Below are 2,659 nucleotides of genomic sequence, written 5' to 3'. Positions count from 1 at the left end.
GGAAATACGCTGATTAATATGGGCGGCGCATTTATGACGGATGGACCGAGTTTGTCTGGTCAGGGCGGAGCCATTGCAGGCTCTGTGTTCGGTGGGGGATTTGGGAAGTATGCGCCTGATCTGCTTGCGCCGTATGCAGGATCTTTTTCTGGGGTAATAGGAGATATTGGTTCAGCATCTTTCTTTGAAATATCCAATGATACAGTTAAAGAATTAATAAACAATAAGGATAAAAAATAGTGAAGAAGAAAATGACACTTTTTATATTTATTCTCATGTTTATATACATGACTGTAGCCTTTTTTATATTAGGTATCTCCACCCGAATTATAACTGCCATAATTTATACAGGAGAGTTTTATCTATCTGTGTCTGGTACGATAAAAGTTGTCAAAATGAGTGTGGTTGCTGGTATTTTTATTTCAGTAGGAACTTTTATCTTTAATCGAATAGATATCTACAACGCCCGTAAAAAACCCCCAACCGAGCCTGATAAATGACTTTAACAAGCAAACATCCCGGTTGCCTGCGCCGGGATATAGCGCTGGACACTTACGGCAAACCCATCAGCGAACTGACGGAGCAGGAAAAACAAAAAGTGCTGGCCTTATCGACGCTGGCAGCGGGTCTGGCGGGTGGTTTAACCGGAGACAGCACGGCAGACGGTATGACAGGCGCGATAGCGGGGAACACCACAGTGAACAACAACCTGTTAGGCGGCGGTACGGAGGCAGGCCAGGAAACATTTATCCGTCAGCACGGTATTGATATGGCAAGTTGTGCTGATGCACCGGGTTCGGCAAGTTGCCAGAAGGCGCAGAATGAGGCAAATGCAGTGGCAGGCGCAATGGCGACCGCAGGGCTGATTTATCTGCCTGGAGGAATGCAGATGACAGGTGCTATTGACGGCAGTGCTAATGCAGCGATCCAGTATGGCGTGAATGGTGAAATCAATCCTACAGATGTGTTGATAGCTACTTATGTGGGAGCATTTACGGCGAATACGGGACTGTGGGGAACTGTGGGTTGGAATGCAGCAGGTGGTGCGACATCAAGTTATCTGAAGGGAGATGATCCGTGGGCTGGAGGGGCTATAAGCGGCGGTGCTTCAGGCCTAGGTTATGGGATCGGTAAGTTTGCGCAGGGACCTCTGAACAAAATATTTAATCCAACTTGGAAAAACTATGAATGGGTTGATATGGGAATGGGCATATCAAAACCATTACCACCAAGTGCTATTCCTGGCATAGCGGGTAATACAGGAGCAGCAATTGCAACAGAAGGAACTGGTGCCATTATTAACGAGCAAATAAATAGTCTTAAGGAGAAAAAGTAATGAATGCGAAGACTGTATTTTCTTTATTTATTTTCAATATAATATGGATATTAATTCTTCTTTCTATGACTGTGATTATTTTTTTAATGCTTAGAACATTTGTATGGTTATCTTTTGGTGGGGATTTTCTTTTTTCACTGGAAGATATCCGAAGAGCTTATCGTATTAGTCTATTTGCTGGGCCTATTTGTGGGTCGGGTAGCTGGTTTATCTACTATCGTCATTACAGACATTACAAGTAAGTAAATCCTGACCAACAACGCTGGGATCGGATTAGACAGAAATGTTTATGAAAAACAGGGTATTAATTTTTAACATGGATATTTATATGAAAAGTAATTCGTTTTTTTTGATGATCGTGATTTTTCTTTCTGGATGTACTGTGGATATGAGCAGTTCTATGCCTGATTATCAGGGCAACGATACTTCTTTTATTCGTGTCGACAATAGTTTTCAACCAACACTTTTCAGGCTGGAAAAAATGTTACCTGCTGCGGAATGTATGAAATCAGAAGGTGTGTATGGACTTACATCAAAAGTAGCCGTGATGGGAATAAAAACCAGCTATTCAAAAAGAGTAACTGGGATCGCATCTCCGTCAACGCAATTCTCAAATCGGGGATATTTGGAATATACCATTCAAAGTGGGAAAGTATATAAAATATGGTGGCACTTTGATGAAAAAAGTATGTATGGCATAGATCTTGGTAGAACTTTTGAAAGATCATTTACGGCAGAAGATGGTCATAGTTATGAAATCCAAACAAAAGGTAATGATGTTGTTATCTATGATATTTCTGAAAGGAAAGAAGCAGATTATGTAAGCGTTAAAGAGTGCCAATATAAAAAAACAATGTTGGGGAAGAAAGAATATCTATGAAGTAATAATGACCCATCTTTATTTTCGTGGAGAACCGCACAATTTGCTGGCAGCCGTTGCAACTCAAAAGCCAGAGTTTCAGCACCGTCGGTTCGACGGGGGGAACGGCGCTGGCGCAGGCCACCACCGGCGATGCTTCCACCGCCTTTGGTATCAGCGCCTCGGTTGGCACGCAGTCGTCCAAATCCGAGAGCCACAGCGGACAGAACACCGCCACGGGCAGCACGCTGACGGCGGGTGATAACCTGTCAATAACCGCGACGGGCGGCGATATCACGGCCATCGGCAGCCAGATTAAAGCCGGGCTGGACGTGGCGCTGAACGCGGCAGACGACATCACCCTGATTTCCTCGCAGAACACCCAGTGGCTGGAAGGAGAAAACAGCAGCAGCGGCGGCGCCATAGGGATTGGCATCGGCATGGGCGAGAGCGGTGCCGGTATC

At 44.6% G+C, this 2,659-nt stretch carries 3 protein-coding genes and 2 pseudogenes; all 5 read left to right on the top strand.

The annotated features are described in order from the left end of the window. Positions 1-240, top strand: a pseudogene (locus DXU84_RS25250) (filamentous hemagglutinin); the annotation flags it as partial. Continuing rightward, positions 240-500 carry a hypothetical protein gene (locus DXU84_RS21650; RefSeq protein ID WP_013577496.1) on the top strand — a complete coding sequence of 87 codons (261 nt, stop codon included), beginning with the start codon at positions 240-242 and terminating at the stop codon, positions 498-500. The pseudogene DXU84_RS25250 and the gene DXU84_RS21650, both read left to right, overlap by 1 nt. Further along, positions 497-1,336: a VENN motif pre-toxin domain-containing protein gene (locus tag DXU84_RS21645; protein WP_153376633.1), complete on the top strand. Its 840-nt coding sequence runs from the start codon at positions 497-499 to the stop codon at positions 1,334-1,336. Before DXU84_RS21650 ends, DXU84_RS21645 begins: the two co-directional genes overlap by 4 nt. Positions 1,337-1,625: 289 nt before the next feature. After that, positions 1,626-2,216 carry a hypothetical protein gene (locus tag DXU84_RS21640; protein WP_112152634.1) on the top strand — a complete coding sequence of 197 codons (591 nt, stop codon included), beginning with the start codon at positions 1,626-1,628 and terminating at the stop codon, positions 2,214-2,216. Between the two features lie 107 nt (positions 2,217-2,323). After that, positions 2,324-2,659, top strand: a pseudogene (locus DXU84_RS25245) (hemagglutinin repeat-containing protein); the annotation flags it as partial.

This window comes from Rahnella sp. RcJ3, assembly GCF_009498575.1.
GTDB lineage: Bacteria > Pseudomonadota > Gammaproteobacteria > Enterobacterales > Enterobacteriaceae > Rahnella > Rahnella aceris.
Note: the sequence above shows the minus strand (reverse complement) of the source record. Positions and strands in the feature narration are given on the sequence as shown.

Excerpts from the sequence above, each read along its gene's own strand:
- DXU84_RS21640 (WP_112152634.1), top strand. The coding sequence starts at position 1,626 with ATGAAAAACAGGGTATTAATTTTTAACATGGATATTTATATGAAAAGT.
- DXU84_RS21645 (WP_153376633.1), top strand. The coding sequence starts at position 497 with ATGACTTTAACAAGCAAACATCCCGGTTGCCTGCGCCGGGATATAGCG.